This window comes from Aeromonas caviae (assembly GCF_000819785.1).
Taxonomy (GTDB): Bacteria; Pseudomonadota; Gammaproteobacteria; order Enterobacterales; family Aeromonadaceae; genus Aeromonas; species Aeromonas caviae.
Genome location: NZ_CDBK01000005.1, coordinates 35060 through 42009 on the forward strand (window position 1 = coordinate 35060; position 6950 = coordinate 42009).

Sequence of the window (6950 nt, forward strand, 5' to 3'; positions counted from 1 at the left end):
CCCTGGCGTGACCTCCTTCACACCAAAGGCAGCGCTAGAGCGAGTGCAATGCGTCGTGGATGGACTGGGCCAGCTCCTGGCTGATGCCGGGCACCTTGGCGAGCTCGTCCACCCCGGCTTTTTTCACCTCCTGCAAACCCCCCAGGTATTTGAGCAGCGCCTGCCGCCGTTTCGGCCCCACCCCGGGAATCTCTTCCAGGGTACTGGTGGTGCGGGCCTTTGCCCGCCTGGCCCGGTGGCCCGTGATGGCAAAGCGGTGGGATTCATCGCGAATGTGCTGGATGAGGTGCAAAGCGGGCATGTCTGCCGGCAGGTGCAGCTCTTCGTGGCTGTCCCCCAGGATCAGGGTTTCCAACCCCGCCTTGCGGGTCACCCCCTTGGCGATGCCCACCAGCAGCGGGTATTTGCCGCCGAGAAACTCCAACTGGCGCGCCAGGATCTCCTCCGCGCGGCGCAACTGGCCGAGACCGCCGTCGATAAACAGCACATCCGGCACCTTGTCCGGCTCCTGCTGCTTGCCAAAGCGGCGCTCCAGCGCCTGCTCCATGGCGGCGTAGTCATCCCCGCCGGTGATACCGTCGATGTTGAAGCGGCGGTATTCCGAGGAGAGCGGCCCCTCCCGGTTGAACACCACGCAGGAGGCCACGGTGCGCTCCCCCATGGTGTGGGAGATATCGAAACACTCCATGCGGGCGATGGGGGTCTCGAGCTCCAGCAGCTCCTCCAGCTGATCGTAACGGGCGGTGATGGTGCTCTTGTGGGCGAGGCGCGAGCGCAGCGCAGTCTGGGCGTTGATGGAGGCAAGCTTGATGAAGCGGGCCCGTTCGCTGCGCGTCCGGCTCACCACCCGCACCTTGTAGCCGGCGGTCTGGCTCAGGGTGTCGGCGATGACGCTCTCATCCTCCAGCGCCACGTCCAGCAGCACCTCGCTCGGGATCTGCCGTCCCCCCTGCCCCGACAGATAGAACTGCAGCAGGAAGGATTGCACCACCTCGTCAAGCGGGGTATCGGCCGGCACTTTCGGGAAGTAGCTGCGCGATCCCAGCACCTTGCCCTGGCGGATGAAGAGCACGTGGATGCAGGCGGTCCCCTGCTCGAAGGCCACCCCCACCACGTCGAGCTCGTCCAGCACGTTGCCGCTCACCGACTGCTGCTCGGTGACCCGGCGCAGGGCCTGGATCTGATCCCGGTAGCGGGCCGCCTCCTCGAAGCGCAGATCGCCGCTGGCGGACTCCATCTTGCCCACCAGTTCGCCGATCACCTGCTGGTTCTTGCCCGCGAGGAACAGCTTGGCCAGCGCCACCTGCTGGGCATACTCGGCCTCGCTCACCAGCCCCGCCACGCAGGGCCCGGCGCAGCGCTTGAGCTGGTAGAGCAGGCAGGGGCGGGTACGGTTGGCATAGACCGCATCCTCGCACTGGCGCACCGGGAAGATCTTCTGCATCAGGTGCAGGCTCTCGCGTACCGCGCCACCGGAGGGGTAAGGGCCGAAATACTCCCCCTTCACCTTGCGGGCGCCGCGATGGACGCCGATGCGCGGGTGCCGATGGTCGGTGATGATGATCCAGGGGTAGGACTTGTCATCCCGCAGCAGCACGTTGTAGCGGGGCTGGTACTGCTTGATGAGGTTGTGCTCGAGGATCAGCGCCTCGGTCTCGGTGTGGGTGACCGTTACCTGCACATCGGCAATCTGGCGCACCAGGGTGCGGGTCTTGATGCTGTCGACATTGGCCCGAAAGTAGGAGGCGAGCCGTTTCTTGAGATCCTTGGCCTTGCCCACGTAGATGACGGTGCCGCCGCTGTCGTACATGCGGTAGACACCGCTCTGGTGGGTGACGGCGCTCAGAAATGCCTTGCTGTCAAAATGGGGCTCGGGGGAGAGGGTCATCGGCAACTCGACTCAACGGATGAATGCAAAAAGACGGGGAGAGCATACTGCCCACAGCCAGAAAAAAGCAAAAGGCGGCCGGTGCCGCCTTTGGTGTCCACACGCCCCCGTTACAGGGTATCGGCATCCAGCATGCCATAACGAATGGCCAGATGGGTCAGCTCCACGTCGCCGTTGATCCCCAGCTTGCTGAACAGGCGGTAGCGGTAGCTGTTGACCGTCTTCGGGCTCAGGTTGAGCTGCTCGGAGATGTCGGTCACCTTCTGCCCCTTGGTGATCATCATCATGATCTGCAGCTCCCGCTCGGAGAGGGACTTGAAGGGGTTCTCGTCGGCGGAGGCGAACTGGCTCAGGGCCATCTGCTGGGCGATCTCCGGGGAGATGTAGCGCTGACCGGAGTGAACCAGGCGAATGGCGTGGATCATCTCGTCCGGCGCGGCCCCCTTGGTGAGGTACCCGGCGGCGCCCGCCTGCATCACCTTGGTGGGGAACGGATTTTCTGAATGAATGGTCAGCACTATGATGCGTACATCGGGGCGGATCCGCAGGATCTTGCGGGTCGCTTCCAGACCGCCGATGCCCGGCATATTCATGTCCATCAGGATCACATCGGGGTGATGTTGCCGACAGAAGGCCACCGCGGTTTCCCCGCTCTGCGCCTCGCCCACCACCTTGATCCCGCGGACGTCTTCCAAAATGCGTCTTATCCCTGTACGCACCAACTCATGATCATCGACCAGGAATACATTAATCACCCAAACACCCCGTTTTTATCTCGTTATATGCCAGTTAGGGTTAACACGGCGTCTTGCATCATAACCAAACTCGATGATTTGGCAAACCATGGGCGGGAAAAGTTTGAAATTGCTCTTAAAATCCGTTTTAAATCAAATTATTATACAAAGAATCAATTAAAAAACGGCGCCCTGGGGCGCCATATTGCATCAAAGCCGTTCCGCCAGCCTCAACCGGCCAGCAGTGCTCGCACCTTGTCGAGATCGGCCTGGGTGTCCACCCCCACCGGCGGGGCTTGCAGCGCCTGGGCCACGTGGATCTTCTCCCCGTACCAGAGCACCCGCAGCTGCTCCAGGGCTTCGACCTGCTCGAGCACGCTCGGTGCCCAGTCCACGTAACGCTGGATGAAGCCGGCGCGATAGGCGTAGATGCCGATGTGGCGCTGGTAGTGATCGCCAATCTGCTCGCGGCTCTGGGCAAAGCGGTCCCGATCCCAGGGGATGCTGGCGCGACTGAAATAGAGGGCATACCCCTCCCGGTCGGTCACCACCTTGACGGCATTGGGATTGAACGCCTCTTCGGCATCCCTGATCGGCACCGACAGCGTCGCCATGGGCGCGCTGGCCGCGGCCAGGTTGTCCGCCACCTGGCGGATGATGACGGGGGGAATGAGGGGCTCGTCCCCCTGCACGTTGACGATGATGGTATCGGCGGCAAAGCCGTAGTGACGGCACACCTCGGCCAGACGCTCGGTGCCGGACTGGTGATCCGGTGAGGTCATGCACACCTCGAACCCGGCAGCGGCGGCAAAGGGGGCCAGGGCCTGCTGCACCCGCTCGTCATCGGTGGCGACGATCACCCGATCGGCGCCCGATTGCAGGGCCTTCTCCACCACGTGCTGCACCATGGGCTTGCCGTGAATGTCGGCCAGCGGCTTGCCCGGCAGCCGGGTGGAGGCGTAACGGGCAGGAATGACGACGACGAAACTCATGGCTTCAGCTCTTCCAGCGCCAGGTGACGGGCCCGGTTCTCCAGCAGCACCGGGATCCCCTCCTCCAGGGGATAGGCCAGTCTGTCGAAGCGGCAGATGAGCTCCTGAGGGCCCTCGGCGTGCGCTTGATAGTGCAGTTTCCCCTTGCAGACCGGGCAGGCGATGATGTCGAGCAGTTTAATATCCAGTGCCACAACGAAACTCCTTTAACGATTTCCCACAGGCGATCTTGCCTGGCATGTCAATGTGCAGGGCCAGCCCCCGAGTCCGGGCGCTGGCCATCTGTTCCAATCCGGTGGCGCCCGTCAGGGCGCCTGGTGCCCGTTCCCTCTTCCGGGCTGCGGGCCCAGGGTGCGCAGCAGCGCCTCCCCCAGGGCATCGGGCAGCTCGGCGCTGACCGGCAGATACCACCAGTTGTCCGGGGCAAAGGGGCGGCACTTGACCGCATCCTTCTCGGTCATCAGCAAGGGGCGCTGGCCGAAGCGGGCCAGCAGCTCGGCGGCGTCGAACGCCTGGTGATCCCCGTAGCCGACGCTCTGCACCAGCTCGTAACCAAGGGCGGTCAGGGTGGCGAAGAAACGGGGGGGATGGCCGATGCCTGCCAGGGCATCCACCGGCCCCGAGAGGGGGGCAGTGAGAGGCGCATCGTCGCACACCCGGCGCAGGGTATCCGGCACCAGGCGCATGGCGTACTCGCCACGGGCGGGTTCACCGCCGTTGCAGATGATGGCGTCCACCCGCTTGAGGCGGGTCGTGGGCTCGCGCAGCGGCCCCATGGGCAGCAGACAGCCATTGCCAAAGCGGCGCGCCCCGTCCACCACCACCAGTTCGATGTCACGGGCCAGGGCATAGTGCTGCAGGCCGTCGTCGGTGACGATGATGTCCACCTCACCGCTTTGCTCCAGCAACCGCACCGCATCGGCCCGTCTGGGGGCCACCGCCACGGGGCAGCCGCAGCGCCTTGCGATGAGCACGGGCTCATCCCCGGCCTCGGCCGGGGTGCTGCTCTCATCCAGTCGATAGGGGTAATGGGGCGCCTTGCCGCCATAGCCGCGGCTGACCACGCCTGGGCGCCAGCCCCGGGCCTGGAGTTGTTCTACCAGCCAGACCACCACCGGGGTCTTGCCGTTGCCCCCCACCGAGAGATTGCCCACCACCACCACCGGCAGGGCGGCCCGATAGGCGCTGAACCAGCCTCGGCGATACCCCAGACGGCGGACACCGCTGATCAGGGCAAACAGCAGGGCGAAGGGGGCCAGCCCCCAGCGCCAGAGGCTGTTCCCGTACCAGAGTCTGGCCAGCATCAGCCCTTGTTACCCGTGGCTGTATTACCAAACTGAATGGCCCGCAGCTGGGCATAAGTACCATGCATGTCCATCAGGGTTTGGTGGTTGCCGCGCTCGACGATGTGTCCCTCGTCGATCACCAGGATCTCGTCCGCCTTCTCGATGGTGGAGAGGCGGTGGGCGATCACGAGGGAAGTGCGCGCCTTGCACAGCTCGTCGATGGCCGCCTGGATGTGGCGCTCGGACTCGGTGTCCAGGGCCGAGGTGGCTTCGTCCAGCAACAGCACCGGGGAGTCCCGCAGCAGGGCGCGGGCGATGGCGATGCGCTGGCGCTGGCCGCCGGAGAGGGAGGCGCCGTTCTCGCCGATGACGGTGTCATAGCCTTCCGGCATCTTGCTGACGAAGTCGTCCGCATGGGCGATGCGGGCCGCCTGCTGGATCTCGTCGCGGCTGTACTTCTCTTCCGCCGCGTAGGCGATGTTGTTGGCCACGGAGTCGTTGAAGAGGTGCACGTGCTGGGAGACCAGGGCGTACTGCTTGCGCAGCTCGCTCAGGCGGTATTCGCGGATGTTGACGCCATCCAGCAGAATTTCCCCCTCTTCGATGTCATAGAAGCGGGTCAGGAGGCTCGCGATGGTGCTCTTGCCGGAACCGGAACGACCCACCAGGGCCACCGATTTGCCTGCCTCCACCTTGAAGCTGATGTTGCGCAGCGCCGGTGTCTCCTTGGTCGGGTAGGTGAAGGTGACGTTGCGAAACTCGATTTCACCTCGGGCACGTTCCAGGGTGCGGGTGCCGGTGTCCTGCTCCGGGGTGGAGTCCAGCAGACCGAACAGGCTCTGGCAGGCGGTGATGCCGCGCTGGAACTGGTTGTTCACGTCGGTCAGGCTTTTCAGCGGCTTGAGCAGCATCATCATGGAGGTGACCATGACGGTGAAGGTGCCCGCGGTCAGGGTCGCCTTGACGCTGTCGATGGTGGCGACATAGAGGAAGACCGCAAGGGCCACGGAGGCCACCATCTGGACGATGGGGCTGCCGATGGCGTCGGCGGCGACCATCTTCATGGTCTGCTGGCGCATCCGGTTGCTCACCTGGTAGAAGCGCTTGTCCTCCACCTCCTGGCCCCCGAACATCAGCACCTCTTTGTGCCCCTTGAGCATCTGCTCGGTGGAGGTGGTGATGTCACCCACCGCCTGCTGGATGTGGCGGCTTATCTTGCGAAAACGTCGGCTGATGATGCTGATGAGGATCCCGACCAGGGGCCCCACCACCAGGAAGATCACCGACAACTGCCAGGAGTGCCAGAACATTAGGCCCAGCAGGCCGATGACGGTGGCCCCTTCCCGCACCAGGGAGACCAGGGTCGAGCTCGCGGCGGACGACACCTGACCGGCGTCATAGGTCACCTTGGAGAGCAGGTTGCCGGTGTTCTGGCGGTCGAAGAAGCTCATGGGCATGGCCATCAGGTGGCTGAACACCTGCTGCTGCAGGCGCATCACCACGTGGTTGCCGACCCAGGCCATGCAGTAGTTGGAGAGGAAGGCGGCGCAGCCGCGCAGAGCCACGATGCCGAGGACGAAGAAGGGCATCCACTTGAGCACGCTGCTGTCGTTGCCGTTGAGCCCCTGATCGATGAGCGGTTTGATGGAGTAGACGAAGGTGGTATCCACGGCCGCGTAACCCAGCATGCCAATGATGCCGCCCACCAGACCCAGCTTGCGATCCCGGACATAACCGAGCAGGCGCTTGAAGACGGTCCAGCTCTCTTGTGAGGTTTCTTGTTGCATGAATAGCCGTTAATAAGGGAAATGACGGGCTATTCTAGCCAAACCTTGGAGCTACACCAAGCGCCGCTGGCGCGATGGCTACAACCCGGGTCACAAATGAAGGCCGCCCCTTGCCGGGCTGGCTCACCGGATCCTCACTCCCTTCCCCATACCTGCGGCTGCCACCAGGGGCCGCCACGCCGGTACCAGGGCCCCTGCTCCCGCTCGGCCCGGATCCTGAGCCCCGCGTCCCCCGGCTCGATCAGGATGGCGCCCGCCTCCCC

The 6950-nt window shown here is 64.2% G+C and carries 6 protein-coding genes; all 6 read right to left on the bottom strand.

The features are described from left to right. Positions 1-34: 34 nt before the first annotated feature. Positions 35-1888, bottom strand: a complete 1854-nt coding sequence (gene uvrC, locus BN1120_RS00925; protein WP_029314745.1) for an excinuclease ABC subunit UvrC — start codon at positions 1886-1888, stop codon at positions 35-37. Between the two features lie 110 nt (positions 1889-1998). Next, positions 1999-2643: a UvrY/SirA/GacA family response regulator transcription factor gene (gene uvrY, locus BN1120_RS00930; protein ID WP_010675231.1), complete on the bottom strand. Its 645-nt coding sequence runs from the start codon at positions 2641-2643 to the stop codon at positions 1999-2001. Positions 2644-2852: 209 nt separating this feature from the next. Beyond that, positions 2853-3614: a 3-deoxy-manno-octulosonate cytidylyltransferase gene (gene kdsB / locus BN1120_RS00935; RefSeq protein WP_039040278.1), complete on the bottom strand. Its 762-nt coding sequence runs from the start codon at positions 3612-3614 to the stop codon at positions 2853-2855. Continuing rightward, positions 3611-3808, bottom strand: coding sequence for a Trm112 family protein (locus BN1120_RS00940; protein WP_010675233.1), 198 nt, complete (start codon positions 3806-3808; stop codon positions 3611-3613). Before BN1120_RS00940 ends, kdsB begins: the two co-directional genes overlap by 4 nt. A 111-nt stretch (positions 3809-3919) precedes the next feature. Continuing rightward, entirely contained in the window at positions 3920-4918 is a 999-nt protein-coding gene (gene lpxK / locus BN1120_RS00945) for a tetraacyldisaccharide 4'-kinase (protein WP_042014328.1), read from the bottom strand. Next, positions 4918-6687, bottom strand: coding sequence for a lipid A ABC transporter ATP-binding protein/permease MsbA (msbA, locus tag BN1120_RS00950; protein WP_042014329.1), 1770 nt, complete (start codon positions 6685-6687; stop codon positions 4918-4920). The genes lpxK and msbA overlap by 1 nt, the downstream gene beginning before the upstream one ends. Positions 6688-6950 lie beyond the last annotated feature (263 nt).